This is a genomic window from Streptomyces sp. 5-10 (assembly GCF_014712245.1).
Taxonomy (GTDB): Bacteria; Actinomycetota; Actinomycetes; order Streptomycetales; family Streptomycetaceae; genus Streptomyces; species Streptomyces violaceusniger.
In genome coordinates this window covers 323,312-344,574 of the sequence record NZ_JACVYG010000003.1, presented here as the reverse complement: position 1 = coordinate 344,574, position 21,263 = coordinate 323,312, and the positions used below count along the sequence as shown (strand labels likewise).

11 protein-coding genes are annotated in these 21,263 nt (G+C 71.2%); 1 reads left to right on the top strand and 10 read right to left on the bottom strand.

Annotated features, from left to right (window positions below):
* Nucleotides 1-28 precede the first annotated feature (28 nt).
* Nucleotides 29-847 carry a DUF427 domain-containing protein gene (locus IEJ02_RS05910; protein ID WP_191063716.1) on the bottom strand — a complete coding sequence of 273 codons (819 nt, stop codon included), beginning with the start codon at nt 845-847 and terminating at the stop codon, nt 29-31.
* A complete protein-coding gene (locus tag IEJ02_RS05905; RefSeq protein ID WP_137981665.1) occupies nt 844-1,062 on the bottom strand; it encodes a hypothetical protein in 219 nt (72 codons plus the stop codon). Before IEJ02_RS05905 ends, IEJ02_RS05910 begins: the two co-directional genes overlap by 4 nt.
* Before the next feature lie 969 nt (nt 1,063-2,031).
* On the opposite strand from IEJ02_RS05905, the gene IEJ02_RS05900 reads away from it, so the two are divergent.
* The gene (locus IEJ02_RS05900) at nt 2,032-3,117 is read left to right on the top strand and encodes a cation diffusion facilitator family transporter (protein WP_191063797.1); all 1,086 of its coding nucleotides are present in this window, start codon (nt 2,032-2,034) and stop codon (nt 3,115-3,117) included.
* A gap of 78 nt (nt 3,118-3,195) precedes the next feature.
* Here IEJ02_RS05900 and IEJ02_RS05895 read toward each other — a convergent pair whose 3' ends face one another.
* From IEJ02_RS05895 to IEJ02_RS05860, 8 genes are all read right to left on the bottom strand, one after another.
* The gene (locus IEJ02_RS05895) at nt 3,196-4,317 is read right to left on the bottom strand and encodes an acyltransferase family protein (RefSeq protein WP_223863412.1); all 1,122 of its coding nucleotides are present in this window, start codon (nt 4,315-4,317) and stop codon (nt 3,196-3,198) included.
* A gap of 232 nt (nt 4,318-4,549) precedes the next feature.
* Nucleotides 4,550-5,605 carry an NAD-dependent epimerase/dehydratase family protein gene (locus tag IEJ02_RS05890; protein ID WP_191063714.1) on the bottom strand — a complete coding sequence of 352 codons (1,056 nt, stop codon included), beginning with the start codon at nt 5,603-5,605 and terminating at the stop codon, nt 4,550-4,552.
* A gap of 98 nt (nt 5,606-5,703) precedes the next feature.
* The gene (locus tag IEJ02_RS05885; RefSeq protein ID WP_191063713.1) at nt 5,704-7,278 is read right to left on the bottom strand and encodes an MFS transporter; all 1,575 of its coding nucleotides are present in this window, start codon (nt 7,276-7,278) and stop codon (nt 5,704-5,706) included.
* Between the two features lie 175 nt (nt 7,279-7,453).
* Nucleotides 7,454-9,004, bottom strand: coding sequence for an amino acid adenylation domain-containing protein (locus IEJ02_RS05880; protein WP_223863411.1), 1,551 nt, complete (start codon nt 9,002-9,004; stop codon nt 7,454-7,456).
* Nucleotides 9,001-14,781 carry a non-ribosomal peptide synthetase gene (locus IEJ02_RS05875; RefSeq protein WP_191063712.1) on the bottom strand — a complete coding sequence of 1,927 codons (5,781 nt, stop codon included), beginning with the start codon at nt 14,779-14,781 and terminating at the stop codon, nt 9,001-9,003. Before IEJ02_RS05875 ends, IEJ02_RS05880 begins: the two co-directional genes overlap by 4 nt.
* Complete coding sequence (locus tag IEJ02_RS05870; protein WP_191063711.1) at nt 14,778-17,810, bottom strand: thioester reductase domain-containing protein; 3,033 nt, start codon at nt 17,808-17,810, stop codon at nt 14,778-14,780. Before IEJ02_RS05870 ends, IEJ02_RS05875 begins: the two co-directional genes overlap by 4 nt.
* 17 nt (nt 17,811-17,827) lie before the next feature.
* Nucleotides 17,828-20,992, bottom strand: coding sequence for a type I polyketide synthase (locus IEJ02_RS05865; protein ID WP_191063710.1), 3,165 nt, complete (start codon nt 20,990-20,992; stop codon nt 17,828-17,830).
* Complete coding sequence (locus IEJ02_RS05860) at nt 20,992-21,219, bottom strand: MbtH family protein (RefSeq protein WP_191063709.1); 228 nt, start codon at nt 21,217-21,219, stop codon at nt 20,992-20,994. The genes IEJ02_RS05865 and IEJ02_RS05860 overlap by 1 nt, the downstream gene beginning before the upstream one ends.
* Between the last annotated feature and the right edge of the window lie 44 nt (nt 21,220-21,263).

Genomic DNA, 21,263 nt, shown 5'->3' with positions numbered 1-21,263 from the left:
CCCTTCCGGACGAGGAGGTGTTTTACGCCTACCGGTGTTCCTTCTCCCAGTTCGCCCTGGAGACCGGGGCCGGCCGGGGAAGCGGCTTTCCGTCCAGGTAGAGGTCGACCTTCTCGTTGTAGAAGGCGACCAGCCCCGCGATGGGGGACACCTGGCGGGTCGGGAAGTCATAGGTCCAGGCGAGGTCCGGGTGGATGGCGGTGTCGGTCCGCACGGACCAGTAGCCGCTCGTCATGCCCTTGTACGGACAGCTGGTGACGGTCTCGGTGGGCTCCATGCGCGTCCAGTCCAGATACACCCGGTCCAGGTAGTAGCGCGTCGGGAGCCCCGTCTCCAGCACCATCACCGAGCTCGGGGCGTCGGCGAGCACGGCGCCGTCCAGCTCGACGCGCACGGCACGGCCCGACCGGAGCGCGTCGACGCGGGTGTACGGGCTCCTGGGGTGGACGAACACCTGCTCGTCCTCCTCGAACCAGGCGTCGATGGCCTCCCACCGGAAGCTGACATGGCCCACGATGCCGGAGGGCGCGTCCTCGCCCCACTCCCAGGCCGCGCCCGGGCGGGTGAGCGAGCCCACCTGGAGGGTCTGGCGGCGCGCTCCGCCGACCTTCAGCGCCATGCTCCGGCCCTCGTCGACGAGCGCCCCCTCGACGATGTCGTCGCGGGGCACGCAGTATTGGGGATAGCCCGGCCAGAGCCACACATAGCGCGCCCGCACGGTGTCGAAGACGGGACGCCCGGCCACGAAGCCACGGATGCGGCGCGGCACGGGCTCCACATGCCCGACCGGAACGATCATCGCGGGGTAGTCCGGTGTCTGTGGCCTGTCCGGTGTCTGCTGTGTCATGCCTCTTCCAGGGCCTCTCCGAACTCGCGCAGTGCCTTGCCGTGCTGGCTGTGGGCCAGCCCGTGCCCGACCGCTATGGCCGCCGCCACCGGCCAATCGATGATCCCGACGGCGGCGATGACGCCGAGCCCGGCGAGGAAGCACAGTTGCTCCTGCGACGGCAGCTCCACCCGCCGTCCATCGAACTGGACGGTCACCGAATGGCGCGCGGACACGTCCTCGGCCGCGGCGCGGGGACCACGGGATCGTCTCCTCGCGGCCGGAGCCGAGGCCCGGGCCCGGGACTGTGCGCTGGTACGAGGGGCTGTCTTGGTCGCTTCGGCCATTGCTTCGATCCGTTCAATCCGCTCATCGGCCCATGACGGACATCCGCACGATGACCCTTCCACGGTAAGCCCACTTCCCGGGCTCATGCGCGTCGTGGGATCCCGAGGCGGCCCGAACCGGCGGGGACGCGGCGCGGGCTGTCCCGTCCGCGGACGCCGCACCCAGCCGAGACGCCCCGCCGCCTCCGTCACCTGCGGCGACGGACTTCGGGTCAGTTCGGCAGCGGAGCCGGCCGGTAGTCGTTCAGCGAGATCGGCAGCACCGAGCCACCGGCGTGGAGTTGGCGCAGCCGAAACAGATACGCGGCGCCGTGCAGGTAGTCCCGGACTCGCTCGGCATCACCGCGGATGGCCCATCGTCCAGTCCGCCCGTCAACGCAAGGCCACGGGCACGTTGTAGGTGGGCAGGTCGGGAGCCGCCTGATTCAGGTAGTACAGGGCCTCCTGGCGCGGGGAGGCGGGACGCGGTCAGGCCGGCGTTGGCGGCGAGGTACATGGCGATCAGCGCTCCCAGCGGGGGAGCTCCCAGGCGCAGGGCGCTGCCCGTCAGGGAGTTGAGCGCGCACGTGTCCTTGCGAGGTTCCAACGATCGAGCAGCACGCGACGAAGGGGCCGAGTAGCAGCGCGGGCAGAGCCTCGATCGGGTTCCCGCGGCCGTCCGACGGCCGGACGGCCGCCGCGCGGCCAGGAAGCCGCGTTCCCGCGCTGGGCCCACCCTTTTCCCGGTTCGGAAAAGCGAATGGATGTTTTCGCTTCGCCAGGGCACGGTCTTGATAACCGTCTCCATTGCAGCCTTTGAAATTACCCGTCCGATGCGCTTCACTTTCTCCACCAGGTCCAGGAGTGATGGGACTCTCGATGACGCAGCTGCAGGAGAGCGGGGGCGCCGATGAAAGCGACTCGAAGCGGAATGGCGGTGGTCAAACGGCCGACCCGGGGCACGGTCACGGACGTCATCATGGTCACGGACACGATCATGGGCACGCGGGGCATCATCATGAGATAGCCCCCGACGCCGATCGGCGTTGGTTATCCATCGCGCTCGGGTTGATCGTCGCCTACATGGTTGCGGAAGTCATTGTCGCTTTCGCCGCACATTCGATGGCGCTGCTCTCCGACGCGGCCCATATGCTTTCCGATGCCGGTTCCATCGCACTGGCCCTGGTGGCCATGAATCTGGCCGCCCGACCTGCACGCGGCGGGTACACCTTCGGGCTGAAACGCACGGAAATCCTCTCCGCGCTGGCCAACGGCCTCACCCTGCTGCTGCTCTCCGCCTGGCTGACCTATGAGAACGTGGAGCGGCTGCTGGATCCGCCCGAGGTCGACGGCGCCATGGTGCTGGTGACGGCCCTGTCGGGCGTGGTGGTGAACGTCGCCGCAGTCTGGTGCATGTCGAAGGCCAATCGCTCCTCGCTGAACGTCGAAGGCGCGTTCCAGCATGTCATCACCGACCTCTATGCCTTCATCGCCACGGCGGTGGCCGGCGCCGTCGTGATGCTGACCGGATTCACCCGGGCCGACGCGATCGCCTCGCTCGTGGTGGTCATGCTCATGGTCGTGTCCGGGGTCTCGCTGGTCCGGTCCTCGGTCCGGATCTTTCTCGAAGCGGCCCCCTCCGGGGTCGAGCCGGATGACGTGGGTCATCGGATGGCGGGGCACGACGGCGTCGTGGAGGTGCACGATCTCCACATCTGGGAGATCACCTCCGGTGAAGTGGTCCTCTCCGCCCACGTATTGGTGAGGCCCGGGGGCGACTGCCACGCCGTACGCACGGTGCTCCAGGCGGATCTGCGCGAGGAGTACGGGATCACCCACGCCACGCTGGAGGTCGATCACGCTCCCGGAACGCCCTCCTCGGGGGCCGGCGGGCCGGAGGAGCCGGGGCGGCACTGTGAGGACCCGCACGGCACGGTCCACCGCAGGGTGGCCCGCGCCCGCTGAAGCCATCTGACAGAAGGCGCCCCCATCCCCCGTACGGGGTGCCTTCCCCGGCCCCTTGGTCCGCCCTCGCGGGGCGGCTCAAGGGGCCACGGCCGCTCCGCCCGTCCGCCGGGGAGCGGCCGGCGGTGTCCCCCGCGGCGTCGACGGGGGTCCGCCCCAGCGGCGGGTCAGCGGTCGCTCGACGAAGGTGTACATCGCCCAGCTCGCGAGCAGCGAGAGGGCGAAGAGGAGCACGGCGCTCCCGGCCCGTACGCCGTTCCCGGCGGTGTGGTTCTCGTCGATCAGCCGGTACACGTACTGCAGCACCAGGAAGTGCACCATGTACAGCGCGAAGGAGATGTTCCCCAGCCACACCATCAGCGGGTGCCGCACCGGTGAGCGGGAGCCGCGGATGTCGGCGCCGGCGGCCGCGAGGATCAGCAGCGACATGGGGACGACCAGGACGGCCGCGATCGCGTACAGGAAGGGCACCTGGACGGCCAGCGGATATCCCACCGCCAGAGCCGGGAGCGCGTGACGGAACCGGACCGCCCTGCCCCGCCCCTCCAGCACGGCCCTGGCCAGGAGGATGCCGAGCACGAATTCCAGCAGCCGGGTGAGCGGGAAGGTGTAGACGAACCAGTACCGGTGCAGCGACACCGGGAGGGTGAAGAAGTGCGGCTCCGGGGCGAAGGCCGCCGTGGCCACCAGGGGCAGCAGGATCACCGCGAGGGCCGTCCCGGCCGCCCAGCTCCACAGACGGGTGGCGGGGATGCGCCGGACGAGATGGATGAGCAGCGGGAAGCACAGATAGAAGAACGCCTCGCACGACAGCGACCAGGAAACGCCGTTGACGCTGTCGTAGACGTCGAAGACCGGTGACCAGGACTGCACGAGCAGGAGGTTCGGCACCGCCTGGCGGGCGGCGACCTGTCCGCCCGTCCAGTGGATCAGCACCATGGCGGCGAACCAGGTGACGGCGTGTGTCGGGTAGATCTTCGCTGCCCGGCGGCGCCAGAAGGCGCGAGCACGGTCGCCGGGCCGCGCCGACCAGGCCAGGACGAACCCGCTCAGCACGAAGAAGAATCCGACCCCCGAACGCGCGGTTATCAGGGCGACGGTGGCCGGTGTGTCGCCTTCCCAGTCCCCGTCGAACCACAGGGCCAGGTAGGTGTGCGAGGCGAACACCGCGAACGCGGCGACGAATCGAAGGCCGGTCAACGAGGACAGTCTCACGGGGGCGGAAAGCGGCGGGGTTGCCGGGGCCACGGCGTCTCCTGACGTAGAGAACGTCAAAACGTGCAGAACGTATCAACGCCGGTGACGGATGTATGCCATCTGCGGATGGCACTCCTGGTCCAACTCCAGTTGCACACGCACCCGTTCAAGACCATGCCGCCGGCCCGCGGGAGCGAGGCCGGGCGCCGTCACCTCCGCCCCCTCCGGACCGGGATCAGCTCCACGTGGACCGCAGCACGGCCGCCTCCTCGACCGGAGTCAGCCCCGCCACGGGCCGTTTCCCGGCGCCCCTGTCGAGTCGGTCCCGGAGCACCGCCTCGGCCGTCTCGCCGATGGGGCGGCTTCGCAGACCCGCGTCGACGGAGGGGGCGACATCGCGGGAGAGGGCACCGTACAGCTCCCGGGGCGGCCAGAGAGGGAGCGACCGAGGGCCGGTCCACGGCTGGACACCGGCGTTCCGCAGGATGTCCTCCGGTACCGGCACGAGCTCGAGGGCATCATGACCCACGGCGTCGGCGACCTCCCCGAGCAGCGACCGGAGCGGGACCGGGGGTCCGGCGGCGTCGAACACCCCCGACGCGCGCTCGCAGGCCCGGTCGACGATCCATGCGGCCAGGTCGCGCACATCGAGACACTGGGCGGGCAGGGGCGAGCCGTCGGCCGCCTCGTCCGGGGGGACGACGGCGGTTCCGCCGCGTGCCATGCGCAGGGGCCAGTAACCGAAGGGACCGACGTCGTCGCCGGGACCGATGACCAGTCCCGGGCGGACGATGAAGCTCCGGTCGCCGGTGGCCTCCCGGACCGCGTGCTCGCAGGCGAGCTTCACCCCTCCGTACCTGGCCTGGGACGGTTCGGGATCGTGCGCCGGGTCGTAGCTGGTGGTGTCGTGCGGAAGCGCGGGGCGCAGCGGGGCGGACCGGGCGGTCTGGCCGCGGGTATGGGTGTCGGCGTAGACACTGATGGAGGAGACGAACGTCCAGTGGTCCGCGGACACGGCCCGCAGCGCCCGGTGGACCCAGGGGAGGGAGAGGGTCGCCGTCTCGACCACCGCGTCGAAGCGGGTGTCGGCCAGACCGGCGAGCGCGTCAGGGGCGTCGCGGTCGGCACGGAAGAGGCGGGCCCCCTCCGGTGGGCTCCCTCCGGTGCCGCGGGCCACACAGGTGACGTCGTGGCCTCGGGCGACGGCTTCCGCGGCCACCGCACCGGATACGAAGCCGGTGCCGCCCAGTATCAGGAAGCGCTGGCGGGCTTTCCGGACGAACGAGGGCATGCGGGCTCCTGCCGGTGTGGTGGTGCGACGGACGTGCCGCGCGCGTCGGAGGACGATCGGTGCTGCGCACCCGGTGGCCGGCCGGGCGGTCCTCGAGGTCAGGCCGGTTCCGCCTCCGCCTGCCCAGGGTCCTTCTCCGGTTCGGGGGCGCCGGTCAGGAGGTCCTTCTTGCGGACCAGCGTCAGTGCGATCGCCGCCGTGAGCACGCAGATGACCGCGGCCCACATCATGACGTTGCCCGCTCCTTCCGCGATGGCGGATTCCAGGGTGCGGCGCACCTGGTCGGCGATGTCGTCGGACACGTTCTCCAGAGCGCGGGTGATGTCCCCCTGGGCGGCGGCGGAGACGACGGACTCGTGGTCGGTGGTGTCCAGTCGCAGATCGCTGTCGGCCTTGTCGGAGATCCGGGTCCGGAACAGGACCCCGAAGATGGCCGCACCGATACCGGCCCCGAACATGAAGAGGCTGTTGATCGCCCCCGACGCCATGCCCGCCTTCTCCTTGGGGACCACGTTCACCGCCAAGGACATGGACGGGCTGCCCGCCAGGCCACCGCCCACGCCCCACAGCAGGAGGCCCGGCACGGCCGCCCAGACGCTGGTGTCCGAGGTGAACGCCCAGGACATGGCGAGCCCGCCGAGGGCCAGGATTCCGAATCCGGCCCCGATGATGTGGGACGGCGAGTACTTGGCCTGGAGCTTGCCGGCGACCAGCCCCATCCCCAGCTGCGGAGCGAAGATGGCCATCATCACCAGTCCGGTCTGGAGCGGGCTCAGGCCACGGGCGCTCTGGAAGTACAGGATGTAGTAGACCGAGCCGCCGACGGTGGCGAAGCGGGAGAAGAAGGCGATCAGGGTCGCCGCCACGAAGGTGGGCACCTTGAACAGGGACAGTTCGAGGGTGGGGGTCGCGAGCCGCTTCTCCAGCAGCAGGAATCCGATGAGCAGTACGGCTGAGAGGCCGAGCTGGATCACGGTGGCGGTGCTGGCCCAGCCCTGGTCCTCGCCGCGGGTGAGGGCGAAGTTGACCAGACCGAGGGTGAGGACGAGCAGGGCGGCGCCGGTCCAGTCGATGCCTGCCAGAGAACCGCGCGGGGGGTCGGCGGGCAGCCGCGTCCGGCAGAGGAAGAGCGCGATCGCGCCGATGGGCACGTTGATGAGGAAGAGGTAGCGCCACTGGGTGAGGTCGACCAGCAGACCACCGATGACCGGGGCGACGGCACCGCAGGCGCCCAGCGTGGTGCCCCAGACGGCGATGGCCATGTTGCGGCTCTGGCCCTCGTGGGTCTGGGCGATCAGGGGCATCGCGTTGGCGAGTACGAAGGCCGCGCCCACGCCCTGCACACATCGGGCGACGTCGAGCGCCAGGGCGTTCGGGGCCATGCCGCAGGCCAGTGAGGACAGGGTGAACAGCGCGATGCCGCCCATGAACATCACCTTGCGGCCCAGCCGGTCCGACAGCGACCCCGCCGCCTGCTGGAAGGCCCCGAAGGTGACGGTGTAGCCGATGATGATCCATTGGAGCGCGGACAGCGATCCGCCGAGATCCGACTGGATGGAAGGTAAGGCGACGGAAACGATGGTGATGTCGATTACCAATAAGGCCGATGCAACGACAGTGATTATCAATACGATACGGGCCTGGCGGCTCGCGGTGGTATCCGTGGCGCTCACGAATTCCTCTTCCGGTGGCAGATGCGGCGACCTCGCCAAGCCATGCACGCTGCTATGAAAACGGTTTTGGAATTGATTCCGGGGCGGCGTCGCCGACGTCGAGTAAGGGTTACCTTACCGTGCATGGTGGCCGCGAGTGTAGCACCCACTGCGCTGCGTTTCGAAGAGTGAGTACTTACCCGGGCGGTGCGGGAAGGGAATTGATATCCGTTTTCCCGGTCACGGTGCGCGGGATGGAGTCCACCGGTACGAACACCCCGGGCACCATGTAGGAGGGCAGCCGTCCTTTCAGGAAATTCCGGAGCGCGCTGCTCATCGCGTGGTCCGAGGAGAAGCCCGCGCCGTCTTCGCACACCACATAGGCGACCAGCCCCGCCGAGTCGGCAGCGCCTCGCCGGGCGGCGACGGCTGCCCGGCGGACCGCTGGGTGTTCTCCCAGCAGCGCCTCGATCTCACCGGGCTCGATCCGCAATCCGCGCAGCTTCACCTGCTGGTCGGCCCGGCCGACGTAATCCAGCTCGCCGCCGGGCAGCCGCCGGACGAGATCGCCCGTTCGGTAGAGCCTGGCCCCGGGCCGGCCCCCGAAAGGGTCCGGGACGAATCGCTCCGCGGTCAGGGCGGGGCGCCGCAGATAGCCGCGGGCCAGCCCGTCCCCGCCGAGGTACAGCTCCCCGACCGTGCCGTCCGGCACCGGAAGGCCGTCGGTGTCCAGCACATGGGCGCTGGTTCCGGTGATGGGCCGGCCGATCAGTGGCTTGGCGGCGTCGGGTGTGACCAGGCACCACGTCGAATAGGTGGTGTCCTCCGAGGGACCGTACAGGTTGTGGACCCGCTCGACGGTTCCTGTCCGGTACAGAGCCCGGGCCAGGACGGCGGGCAACGCCTCTCCGGCCAGGTTGACCGTGACCACCGAGGCGGGCAGCGGCTCGGAGTCCAGCAGCTCCAGGAGCAGACTGGGCACGGTGTTGACGAGGGACACCGGCCGGTCCGCGGCGACCACGGGCAGGTGGAAGACCGTCTCCGCCAGGACGACCGTGCCGCCGCAGGCGAGCGGCGCGAACACCTCGAAGACGGAAAGGTCGAAACAGACCGACGTCGAGGCCAGCGTGTACCGCAGCTCCTCGAGGGTGAAGGTGTCCAGCGCCCACGCGATGAACGCCGCCGCACTGCGGTGTTCGACCGCCACCCCCTTCGGGCGGCCGGTCGAACCGGATGTGTAGAGCACATAGGCGAGCCGGGAACCGTCGCCAGGACCGCCCTCGGCGCTCCGGGCCGCCCCCCGCTCCCCGCCCCCCGAGGAACCGATGGCGGCCCAGTCGCGGTCCAGCGACACCACCGTGCCCCGCGCGCCACCCACCTTCGCCCGCAAGGCCTCCTCCGTGACGATCAGCGCCGCCGCGCTGTCCCGGAGCATGAACGCCAGGCGTTCGGCGGGGAACGCCGGATCCAGGGGCACGTACGCCGCGTCGGCCTTGAGCACCGCCAGCATGGCCACCACCATCCATGGAGAGCGCTCCAGACAGATGCCCACGAGCGTCTCAGGGCCTGCCCCGAGCCGGCGCAGGTGTCCGGCCAGTGCCTCCGACGCATCCTGCAGTTCACGGTAGGTGAGCCGCTCCCGGCCGCCGACGACGGCGTCGGCCCCCGGTGTCAGAGCCGCCTGCCGCGCCACCCGCTCATGGAGGAGCGGGAGCCGTCCCGCGGAGCCGTTCACCGAAGCGCTCATGCTTCGACCCCGCCCCTCAGCACGGCACCGCGCGCTGACAGTTCCCGGGCCACCTCCTCCTGCGACATTCGCCTGACGCGCAGATGGATGTCGGCCATCGCCTCCGTACGCCCGGGTACCTCCTCCGCCGACACCAGGGCCTCCGCCGTGCCGGCCACCGTCGGAGACAGAAACATCGTCCGCAACGAGACATCATCCGACTCGAAGACCTCGCGCAGCCGCGCCACGATCCGGGTGGCCAGGACGGAGTCGCCACCCAGCTCGAAGAAGTTGTCCTGCTCGCCGACGGCGTCCAGGCCCAGCACCTCCGCCCAGACGTCGGCGCACAGCTCGCCCACCGCCGACCGCGGCGCCGATGGCGCGGCCGCCCGTTCGGGCCGGGCGACGGGCAGTGCCAGCCGGTCGACCTTGCCGTTGGCGTTCAGCGGCAAGGCGTCAAGCGTGACGAAGACCGACGGCACCATGTACTCCGGCAGCGTGCGCCGCAGATGGTCACGGAGCTGCGCGCTCAAGTCAGACCCGGCGGCGGCCCCCGCCACCGGTACCAGATACCCGGTCAGGCCCCGGTGGCCGAGCCGCCCGGTGCGTGGCTGACCGGTCACCACCGCTGAGGCCACGGCCGGGTGGGTCAGGAGCGCCGCCTCCACCTCGCCCGGCTCGACCCGGTGCCCGTTCACCTGCACCTGGAAGTCCGCGCGGCCCACGAACTCGATGGTGCCGTCGGGCAGGAAACGACCGAGGTCACCGGTGCGGTAGAGCCGTTCCCCGGTGCGTGGATGGGTGGTGAACGCGGCCGCGGTCCGCTCCGGATCCCCCCAGTACCCGCGCGCCAGCCCCACTCCGGAGCAGTACATCTCACCCGTCGCCCAAACCGGACGGTCGCGCAGCCTCTGGTCGAGGATGTGGTAGCGGGTATTGGCGATCGGCGTACCGTACGGGATGCTGCGGCGCTCGGGATCGAGCCGGGTGACCCGGTGCCAGATGTTCCACAGCGTGGTCTCGGTGGGGCCGCCCACGCTCACCACCTCCAGGCCCGGCTGCTCCAGGAGACGGCGGACGGTGGGTATCGGAAGCCAGTCGCCTCCGAGGAAGGCCACCCGCAGCGAAGCGAGGGGGTCGGTGTCCGGACCCAGGTGTTCGAGAAGCATCTCCATCATGGCCGGCACCGAGTTCCACACGGTTACTTCGTGCTTCGCCAGCAGCCGTGCCCACTGTGCGGGTTCCCGCCGCGATCCCGCGTCCGGCACCACCAGGGTCCCGCCGGCGCCCAGCACCCCGAACACGTCGAACACGGACATGTCGTGGTGCAGAGCGGTCAGTGCCAAGGCGCGGTCACCCGGCGCGATCGCGAACTCCTCGGTGGTCGCGCGCAACGCGTTGAGGACTCCCCGATGTTCGATCATCACGCCCTTGGGCTGACCGGACGAGCCGGAGGTGAACAGGACGTAGGCCAGGTCGGAAGGTTCCGCCGACCGCGCCGGCGGTGGCGGATCGGACGGGGACGCATCCTCGGGCAGGGCGTCGAGGCACAGCGAGACCCTGTCGTCCGGGATCTTCTCCCGCAGGGCCCGTCCGGTCAGGACGAGTTCCACCTCGCATCGGTCGAGCAGCATCCGCAGCCGCCCGGCGACCACCTCCGGATCGATGGGCAGATAGGGCGCGCCCGCGTAGAGCACCGCATAGGCCGCGACGATCTGTTCCCAGCCCTTGTCCATCACGATGGCGACGGGTCTCCCCGGCCCGGCACCGTGCTCACGCAGCCAGTGGGCGACGCGGCAGGCCTCCCGGTGGACCTCGGCGTAGCTGAGGGTCCGGCCGGCGGCGACGACGGCGGGCTGTGAAGGCCGCAGGGCGACCTGTTCCAGGAAGGAGTCGTGCACGAGCCGGTCCGGCAGCTCACGCGATCCGCCGTCGCCGAAGCGCGCGCCATCCGCCGTCAGCCGGCCGGCCGGCCGCACAGGCTCCTCGGCGGACCAGGCCGCTTCGTCGTCGGCCAGCCGCGTCAGCAGCGCGCCCATTCCGGAGAAGATCTCGTCCAGCAGGTCCGGTGCGAAAAGCGCCTCGGCGACATCCCAATTGACCACCAGCTCCCCGTCCTGGACCTCCGTCAGCAAGTCCATCCACACCTGCGGGGTCTGGGTGATGCCGTCCGTCTGGCGCAGCACCCCGTTCAGCAGCGTGCTCGTGCCGCCGGCGAGCGGCACGGCACTGGTGAACACCACGGGCATCAGGGCACCGTCGAACCCCCCGCGCAGCCGCATCAGTTCGCGGAGCAGATGGACGCCGCTCACATAGGAGTGGCTCAAGTCGCTCCACAGCCGTTCCTGGATCCGGCGGGCCCGGAGCCCGAAGCCGCCGCCCAGGGCGGCGTCCACCTCCACCAGCGCGAAGGACGCGAACTCGCCGACGGTCCGGTCCACCTCCGCGTGCACCGGCAGCCGGTTGAGATTGGTGACGTTGAGAGTGAACTGGGGGGACTGGGCCCAGGGCGCCAGGACCTCGGCATAGACCGCCAGCAGCAGTCCCGCCGGAGTCAGCTCCTCCGCACCCGAGCGGGCGACGAGCCGCTGCCATCGCTCCGCGTCCAGACGCAGCGACCGTCGGACGAACCGGGGATTTGGCACCGACTCCGGGGCGCACACCATGGGCAGCGCGGGGGCGGGGGGCAGCGTCGGGAGCCGCTTCTCCCAGTACGCCAGGGAGCGCTGGTAGTGCTCGGTGCCGCTGAGGTCCGCCGTGGTCAGGACGTAGTCCCGGTAGCTCATCGGCGGGGGCGACAGCTGAGCCTCGGGTTCCGCGTACCAGCGGGAAAGGTCGTCGAACAGGAGCCGGGCGCTGGCGAAGTCGGCGCACAGCGCGTCGATGCTGAAATGGACCCGGTACCGTGCCCCGTCCAGCCGCGCCACCACCACGTCGAAAAGCGGCCAGGTGTCCACCGGGCGGACCTCGTGGGAATACCGTTCGCGGATCTCGGCCAGCCCGGTTCGTACCTCCTCCGCGTCCGCCCCGCGCAGGTCGACCACGCGCATCTCGTACGGCGGTACGGACTCCAGCACCCGCTGCGTCATGGTCTCGGGCAGCACCACGGCCCGCATCATGGGATGGCGGTCCACCACCCGCTGCCAGGCCCGCTGGAAACGATCGAGGTCCAAGCCCTCGCCCTCGAACTCCAGATACATGTGGGCGGAGACGTTGCCCGAGGACAGTGCCCCGGTCCGGCCGACGCAGTAGGCCTCCTGCTGATCGGTGAGGCCGAACGGTTCGTGCGCCGATCCGGGGGAGGTCCGTACGGTCGGCAGCCCCCCGTCCGGTCCGTGCCTGTCGGCCTGGGCCCGCTCCTGGTCAATGGCCAGGCTCAGTTCGGCCACGGTCCGGTGCCGGAAGAGGGCGTGCGGGTCCAGCTTCAGGCCGAGCCGCTCCCGGAGCCGGTTCATGACCCGGATGCCGAGCAGGGAGTTGCCGCCCATCTCGAAGAAACTGTCGTGCACCCCCACCCGGTCGGCACCCAGGACCTCGGACCACAGGTCGGCGACGAGCGATTCCACAGAGGTGCGGGGCGCGGTTCTCCCACCGTCGTCCGACCCTTGCGCGCCGGGCCGGGGCAGGGCCCGTCGGTCCACCTTCCCGTGCGCCGTCAGCGGCAGCGTTTCCACCGCCACCAGATACGCGGGCACCATGAAGGCGGGGAGGCGGTCGGCGAGGTGGGCGCGGAGTCTGTCCGGTTCGGGCCCCGCGCCGCCGACGACGGGCGTGACGTAACCGGCCAGCGCCTGGTTGCCCAACTCGCCGTCCTGGCGCGGCAGCGCGACCACCACGGCGCTGTCGACCGCCGGATGGGTCCGCAGCACCGCCTCGATCTCGCCCAGTTCGATCCGGTGGCCGTCCACCTTGACCTGGAAGTCCTCCCGGCCGAGGAACTCCACGTTCCCGTCGGGCAGGAAACGGGCGAGGTCACCGGTGCGGTACAGCCGCTCTCCGGTCACCGGGTGGACGAGGAAGGACTCCGCGGTGCGCTGTGGATCCCGCCAGTAGCCGAGCGCCACGCCCGTGCCGCCGATGTACAGCTCACCGGGTACCCCCACCGGTCGGGGCCGGAGCGCCGGGTCGAGGACGTGGAGTGTCTGGTTGGCCAGCGGCATGCCGTAGGGGATGCTCGTCCACGCGGGGTCGACCCGCTCGACATCGAAGGTGCTGGAGAGGATCGACGCCTCGGTGTTGCCCCCGAGGCTGATGAACCGTACATCGGGCGCGATGTTCTTGGCGCGCTCGGGCAGGGAGAGCGGAATCCAGTCACCGCCCAGGATCAGCAGCCGGAGCGAGTCGGCCCACGGTTCCGGCGACCGCTCGACCTGCTCGCAGAAGAGCTCGAAGAGAGCGGGCGCGCCCATCCAGGTGGTGATGGACTCGCGGCGCACCAGTTCCACCCAGTGCGCGGGGTCCCGCTCGTTGCCCGGCTCGGGCAGTACGAGCGCGGCACCCGCGCAAAGGGCCCCGAACATGTCCCACAGCGACAGATCGAAGCTCATGGCCGACAGGCCGATGAAACGGTCCTCGCAGGTCACCCCGTACCGGGCGTTGACGTCCAGGACGGTGTTCAAGGCGCCCCGGTGCGGAATCATCACCCCCTTGGGAGTCCCGGTGGACCCCGAGGTGAACAGCACATAGGCCAGGTCGCCGGGCGTCTGCGCCGGAGCCAGCGGCTCGTCGTCGAGGCCTGCCCACTCCTCGTCGTCGTCCACCACGAGCACCGTCATCCCGGCGGGCCAGTCGCACCGGCCGGCCACCGCTCGCTGTGTGAGCACCACGTCGGTGCCGGTGGTCTCCAGAATGTACCCACGCCGGCCGGCCGGCAGCCCGGGGTCGACCGGGACCCATCCCGCGCCCGACTCCAGCACGCCCAGAATGCCGACGGGCTGCTCCCAGCCCTTTTCCATGCACACGGCGACCAGGCCGCCGGGAACGGCCCCCAGTGCGCGCAGCCGCCGCCCGATGCGCCGGGCGCGGCTCATCAACTCGGCGTAGCGCAGCCTCCGGTTCCCGCAGACGACCGCGACTCGATCGGGGTGGAGGGCGGCGGCCCGGCCGACCGCCTCGTGCAGTAGCCCTTCGGGTATCGGCGCCGCCGTGGCGTTGACCTCTTCCCGGGCCCGCCGTTGCGCGGCGGGCAGCCGCACGGGGGAGCCGGGGTCCGTCCAGGCGGCCGGGGACTCGTCCAGGGTGACGAGCAGCTCGTGCCAGGCGGTGGCCATGTCCTCCACCATGCCATCGGGGAGGACGGACGCGGGAGCCCGCCACTGCGCCGTGATTCCGCCGTCGCCGGGCTCCACCCGCACGGTGAGGAGGGCCTCCGGTCCGGTCGGGGGACCGGCGGCAGCGCCCCCGATATGGTCGGCGAACTCGACCAGGGGCACCGGCCGCTCGGCCGGGGCCTCGTCCTCGCGCCGCTCGGAGCCCCGGGAACCCGCCGCCCGGTCCAGGAAGCTGCCCTCCGCGAGGGCGTCCACCTCCACCAGCAGACAGCCCTCCGCGGATCGGGACCGCACACTGAACCGCGGGCCCCGCGACCACAGCGCGAGCACGTCGGTGAAGGCGGTGCGCAGCACCACGACGGGTTCGAGCCCCGCCGCGCGGGCGCGTTCCCCGATGCTCCGCCATCGCGCGGCGCTCAGCGTCACCGGGTGGCGCAGGGCTGGTCCGTCCTGTGCCGTCCCCAGGAAGGGCAGACCGGGGCCGCGCTCCACCGTGTTCACCGCGCTCTCGGTGGTGTCAGCGCTCATATGCGGTTCTCCGATCGGGGAGTGCCGGAAGTGCCGTGGCCGGACGGCGGTGGCAGCAGGCCCGTGCCGATGAGGTGGTCCAGGTAGCGGTCCAGCAGCGCCCCGTCGACCACCGGGCAGTGGACGGTTGCGCCGGCGAGGGCGGTCAGGGTGCCGGTGGTGTCCAGCCGGAGACTGCCGAATCCGGGCATACCGTGAGAGGCGCCGGTCAGTGCGGCTACCGGGAGCGAGGCCTCGTCGCCGCCCGTGCCGGAGGCCAGGACGTCCGCCGCCACCAGCCGTGTCCACTGGTCGGGGTCGGTGCCGGTGAGCCGGTACCCCGTCGCGCGCAGCCGCTGGATGACCGCGTCGAACCGGGTACGGACGGGATGGGCCAGGTGGTAGGTGCCTCCCAGCGCGGCGGGCCGCAGCGAGAGTTCGACCAGGGCCGCCGCCACGTAGTCCACCGGCACCAGGTCGAAATCGGTGTCCGGCCCGAAGTCGGGTACCGCCTCCAGCTCCGCGCAGGCCCGGATGAACTGCCAGAAGGCGGATGCCGGGTCACCGGCGCCGGTCACCGAGTCGCCCGCGAGTCTGCCGGGCCGGTAGACGGAGACCGGCAGACCCAGCTTCCGTCCCGCGTCGACCAGTTCCTCGGCCACCCACCGGCTGCGCACGTAACCGGACGGCAGGACCGAGTCGGCGTGGACGCGCCCGTCCTCGCGCAGTACTCGCGGCTCGGTGCCGCGGTGCAGGAGCACACCGGGGGAGGACACGTAGTGCACGGGTTTGACCCGCTCACGGGCGGCCAGCCGCAGCACCTCGGTGGTGCCGCCGGCATTGGCGGCCCTCAGCCGTGCGTACGGCTCCGCCAGGCCGGCCTCGCAGCCGGCGTGATGGATCACGTCGATCGTCCCGGCGAGCCGGGCGAAGGCGATCGGCGAGAGGCCGAGCCGTGGTTCGCGGAGGCTTCCCGGAACCACGGCGACGCGGTCCGTCGGCACCTCCAGGCGATACCGGTTCAGCGCCCGGTTCAGCGCCCGCTCCGCCTCCCCGGAGCCGTCGGCGTCCACCAGGCAGTGCACCCGGGCCTCGGTCACGGCCAGCAGACGGGCCAGCAGGTGGGCGCCCAGGAAGCTGGTGGCCCCGGTGAGCAGGATCTCCTCCGGCGCCGCCAGACGGGCGGCGTCGTGGGGAACGCTGTGCCGGCAGGAGATCTCCGGGTCCAGGACGGCATCGGCGAGCAGCGCCGCCGTATCCTCGCCCGGGTCGGACGCATGCGCGGCGCCACCCCTGGCCCGGTCGAACACGGCGGCCAGAGCGCTCACGGTGGGTGCCTCGAAGAAGGCCTGTACCGGCAGGTCCACACCGAGCCGTTCGCGCAGCCGCAGGAGCACCCGGACGGCGCGCAGGGAGTGCCCGCCGATCTCGAAGAAGTCCTCGTGCGGGTCGATGTCCCGCTGGCCGAGGACTTCGCGCCAGACGGCCGCCACTTCGCGTTCGGTGGGGGTGAGGGAGCAGCCGGAGTCCCCGTCGCCGCCCGGGGGGCCCGACGCGGGCGGCTCGCTGTCCGGCACCGCGGAAGCCGCCTCCGGGGCGGGGGCGTACGCGGACTCCGAGGTGGTGGTGAGCGCCAGGGTGGCCACCGGCTGCCCCGGATGCTCCACCACGACGGCGAACAGGTGCTCCAGCTCCGCCGTGAGCCGGTCGACGGACTCCGGATCGAAGAGGTCCGCGCTGCCGCGCACGCCACCTTCGACCCGCCCGTCGCTCTCCCAGTAGTGCAGCACGAGGTCGAACTCGGACGTGTCCAGCCCGAAGTCGAAGGGACCGACATCCAGATCGCCCATGCGCGCGGCCCCGGCGGGGGCCTCGCCGACGACAGCGGCCTGGAAGAGAGGGTTGTCCCCGCCGTTGCGCCCCGGCCGCAGCTCGGCCGCCAGGATCTCGATGGGGGTGTCCCGATGGGCGTACGCCTCCAGGCACGTCAGCCGCACCCGCTCCAGTACGTCGGTGAAGGCCGGAGATCCGGAGAAATCGGTGCGCAGCGCCAGGGTGTTGGCGAAGAAACCGATGACGTTCTCCAGTTCGGGCTGGTCGCGGCCGTGCACCACCGAACCGGTCACGATGTCGTCCCCGCCGGTGCGGCGGTGCATCAGTGTCGTGAAGCCGGCCAGCAAGGCCATGAACAGGGTCGCCTGGTGATCGCGGGCGAGGGCGCGCAGCTTCGCCGACACGGATGCGTCCAGGCTGAAGGACCGGCTGACCGCCTGAAGACTGGACGGGCCGCGCCGCGGCCGGTCGGCGAGCCGGTCCAGGCCGGGCAGGGGTTCGTGCAGGACCGCGCACCAGTGGTCGAGCCGTTTGCGCAGTTCCTCGCCGCGCAGCGTCTCGCGCTGCCATTCGGCGAAGTCGGCGTACTGCACGGCGAGTTCGGTGACGCCGCACGGCTCCCGGCCCGCGGTGGCGGCCTCGTAGAACGTGTACAGCTCGCGGAGGAGGATTCCCATCGACATGCCGTCGCCCACGAGATGGTGCATCGTCACCATCAGGACGTGCTCGTCCGGGCCGAGCGGCGCGAGATGGAACCGGATCAGGGGCCCCCGGGTGAGATCGAACGGACGCTGGGACTCGGCGCGCAGCAGCTCGACCGTCCGCTCTTCGTCGAGGAACCGGGTGCCCGTGTCCAGGGCGAGCGGCTGATGGTCCAGGATGACCTGACGCGGCTCCCCCTCGTGGACCTCGAACACGGTGCGCAGCGCCTCGTGCCGGGCGATGATCCGCTCCAGGGCGCGGCGCAGGGCGGTCCGGTCGAGCGGGCCCCGGAGCCGGATGGCCTCCACCATGTTGTGGTACGGGTTGCCAGGGTGAAGCTGGGCGAGGAACCACAGCCGCTCCTGGGCGAAGGACAGGTCGGCGGTGTGCGCGCGGGCGCGGCGTGGGATGGTGGGCGTTTGCGGTCTTCCGCCGCCGGCCAGCCACTTCTCCATGAGCTGGCGCTTCGTGGCGGACAGTCCGGCGTCGTCGGTGAGGGGGCCGGGTGTGGCCATGGGACCGTCAACCTCCGCTAGTTCCACTGGTTCCGCGGTGACCGCGGTTCGGAAGGAGAACCGGGCGGCCGCTCCGCGAGGAGTTCGGCGGCCTCGTCGTCCGACATGCCGAGGAGCTTTTCGTGCAGCTTGCGCTCGACGGCCTCGGCCATCCCCGCGACGGTCTGGGTCTGTGACAGCAGCTCGGTCACCGTCAGGGTGACGGGCAGTATGTTCTGCAGCCGGGCGACCAGTTGCGCCGCGAGCAGCGAGTGCCCGCCCAGGTCGAAGAAGTTGTCATGAGCTCCCACCGGGTCGACCCCCATCACGTCCTGCCACACACCGGCGAGCGTCTCCTCCAGCGGGGTGCGGGGCGCCGTATAGGCGGTCGGCAGTTCGGGGCGGTCGTAGCGGGCGAGTGCCGGGGCCTCTTCGGCCGGTACCGGGGAAGCGACGGGGTCTGACGAAGCGACGGGTGCCAGGGCGTGCTCGGCCGGGTCCGCGGCGATCGGGGCCGTCGAGCGCGTCGCCGGTGGATCGACGAAGAACCGCTTCCGCTCGAAGGGGTAGGTCGGCAGCGCCACCCGGTGGCGGGGCACCTCGCCGGTGAGAGCGGCCAGATCGACCTCCACCCCGCGCGTCCACAGCTGTCCGACGGCCTCCAGGACCGGCCCGCCGTCGGCCGCTTCGTGGTGGGAGCCGAGGGTGGCGATCACCGGGGGCCCGCTCCGGCCGGGATTCCCCGAGGCCAGGGTGCGCAGGGTGTGGCCGGCGCCCACTTCCAGCAGCAGCCGGCCGGACGTGTCCCTCAGGACGTTCAGCGCGTCGGCGAACAGCACCGGTTCGCGCAACTGACGTCCCCAGTAATGGGGGTCCGTGGCGTCTTCCGGCGTCATCCAGGTGCCGCTCACGCCGGAGACATAGGGAACGGTCGGGGCGTTCAGCCGTATCCCGGCCATGGCGGCCGTGAATTCCGGCACCGCGGGGTCCATCATCGCCGAGTGGAAGGCGTGCGAGGTGTGCAGCCGTCTGGCGTCCACCCCGTCGCGGGCGAGCAGCCGTGTCAGGTCCTCGACGGCCGGCACCGGACCGGAAACCACGGTCTGGGCGGGGCCGTTCACCGCCGCCACCGACACGTCGGGCAGGTTGGCGATCAGTTCGCCGACCCGGTCCGCGGCCAGGGGCACACCGGCCATGGCGCCGGCCGGGCGGGCCTGGAGCAGTCTGCCCCGCAGCGCGACCATGCGCAGGGCGTCGGGCAGGGACAGCACGCCGGACAGGCAGGCCGCCGTGAACTCGCCGACGCTGTGCCCGAACATGGCCGAGGGCCGGATGCCCCAGCCTTCCAGCAGCCTGGCCAGCGCGTACTGGGTGACGAACAGGGCGGGCTGGGCCAGTGCCGTGGACGTCAGCCGCTCCGAGGCGCCCGGCGCATCGGCCGGCTCCGGGAAGAGCACGGAGCGCACGTCCTCTCCCAGGGAGGGGACGAGGAGGTCCGCGCAGTCGTCGACGACGGCCCGGTAGGCGGGCTCCGTCGCGTACAGGCCGCGCCCCATGGACACGTGCTGGCTGCCCTGACCGGGGAAGAGGAAGGCGAGTTCGGGCGCCGGTCCGGCCGGATCGGCGTGGCCCACGGAAATGGGGGTGATGCCGGTGCCGTCCAGGGCCGCCACCGCCTCCGCGCGGTCCCGGCAGACCAGGGCCATGCGGTGGGTGAAGACCCGTCGGCCTGCGCGCAGCGTATGAGCGGTGTCGGCCAGGCCGGGGGAGTCCTCACGGCGCAGCACCTCGGCCAGCGCGGTCCCGGCCCGGTCGAGCGCCGTCGCGGTCCGCGCTGAGAGAACCAGCAGTTCGGGTCGGTCGCAGGGGGCGGCCGCGGCGGGTGCGGGTGGTGGCTCCTCGACCACGATGTGGGCGTTGGTGCCACCGACGCTGAACGAGCTGACTCCCGCCCTGCGTGGCTCGGTGCCCCTCGGCCAGGGAGTCGCCCGCGAGCTGATGCGGAAAGGGGTGTTGGGGAAGTCGATGTCCGGATGCGGAACGGGGCAGTTGGCGGCGGGAGGGATCTCCTCGTGGCGCAGCGACAGCAGGACCTTGATCAGCCCAAGGACGCCGGCCGCCGTGTCGGTGTGGCCGATGTTGGGTTTGAGCGAGCCGATGGTGCAGTAGCTCCGCTTCCGCGTGCCGAAGGCCTCCGTCAGGGCGGCGATCTCGATTCCGTCGCCGAGCGGTGTGCCGGTGCCGTGCGCCTCGACGTACGAGATCGACTCCGGCTCGGCACCGGCGACGGACAGGGCCTCGGCGATCACTTCCGCCTGCCCGTGGACGCTCGGTGCCGTGAAGCCGACCTTGTGTGCGCCGTCGTTGTTGACGGCGGTGCCCAGCAGGACTCCGTGTATCCGGTCGCGGTCGGCGAGCGCGTCCTCCAGCCGTCTGAGCACCACCACACCGACGCCGTCTCCGGGCACGGTGCCGTTCGCCTCGGCGGAGAACGCCCGGCAGTGCCCGTCGGGCGAGTTCACCCCTCCCTCGTGGTGCCGGTAGCCGGCCAGCTGCGGGAAGTAGACGGTGGCACCGCCGGCCAGCGCGATGTCGGACTCCCCGCCGAGCAGGCTCTGCACCGCCAGGTGCACCGCCACCAGCGACGAGGAGCAGCCGCTGAGCACGCTGACACTGGGCCCCCGCAGGTCGAGCTTGTACGACACCCGGGGAGCCATGAAGTCCTTCTCGTTCCCCAGCAGCGCCTGGAACTCGCCTACTTCGCGCAGGTAGTCGGGGTTGGCGCAGAGGTGGCCTTGCCAGTACGAGGTGGGACCGCCGCCGCCGAAGACGCCGATCGAGCCGTCGAAGCGGGCGCTGTCGTAACCGGCGTGTTCCAGCGCCTCCCAGGAGCACTCAAGGAAGAGCCGCTGCTGGGGGTCCATCAGCTCCGCCTCACGGGGCGTGTAACCGAAGAAGGCGGCGTCGAAGAGTTCCACCCCGCCCAGGAGGGGGCGGCGGCGTACCAGGGCGGGGTCGTCCAGCCGGTCCTCGGGCACTCCCGCCGCCAGGAGCTGATCGGGCGTGACGACGGTGTGGGCCTCCCGCCCGCGGCTCAGCAACTGCCAGAACTCCTCCGGTGAGGAGGCGCCCGGGTAGCGGCCGGAGAAGCCGACGACCGCGATCCGGCCTTCGTACGGAACGGCCGTGCCGTGCGCGGCCATCAGGCGCCCGCCCGGTCCGGTCCGCGTTCGGCCATCCGCCGCCGGAGCGAGGCCGGTCGCATGTCCGTCCAGATCTCCTCGACGCGGCGCAGACACACCTCACGGGTGCCGGTCGTGCCCTCGTCGCGCCAGCCGGGGGCGTTCTCGCGGTCCGCCGGCCACAGTGCGTACTGGTCCTCATGATTGACGACCACGCGGTACAAGTCGTTTCCTTGCTCGTTCGTCACCGAAGTTCCTTCGCGACGTGCCGGACGGTGGTCCCGGGTCCTTC

Excerpts from the sequence above, each read along its gene's own strand:
- IEJ02_RS05870 (WP_191063711.1), bottom strand. The coding sequence starts at position 17,810 with ATGGCCACACCCGGCCCCCTCACCGACGACGCCGGACTGTCCGCCACG.
- IEJ02_RS05880 (WP_223863411.1), bottom strand. The coding sequence starts at position 9,004 with ATGAGCGCTTCGGTGAACGGCTCCGCGGGACGGCTCCCGCTCCTCCAT.
- IEJ02_RS05865 (WP_191063710.1), bottom strand. The coding sequence starts at position 20,992 with ATGGCCGCGCACGGCACGGCCGTTCCGTACGAAGGCCGGATCGCGGTC.
- IEJ02_RS05900 (WP_191063797.1), top strand. The coding sequence starts at position 2,032 with ATGACGCAGCTGCAGGAGAGCGGGGGCGCCGATGAAAGCGACTCGAAG.
- IEJ02_RS05875 (WP_191063712.1), bottom strand. The coding sequence starts at position 14,781 with ATGAGCGCTGACACCACCGAGAGCGCGGTGAACACGGTGGAGCGCGGC.
- IEJ02_RS05890 (WP_191063714.1), bottom strand. The coding sequence starts at position 5,605 with ATGCCCTCGTTCGTCCGGAAAGCCCGCCAGCGCTTCCTGATACTGGGC.
- IEJ02_RS05910 (WP_191063716.1), bottom strand. The coding sequence starts at position 847 with ATGACACAGCAGACACCGGACAGGCCACAGACACCGGACTACCCCGCG.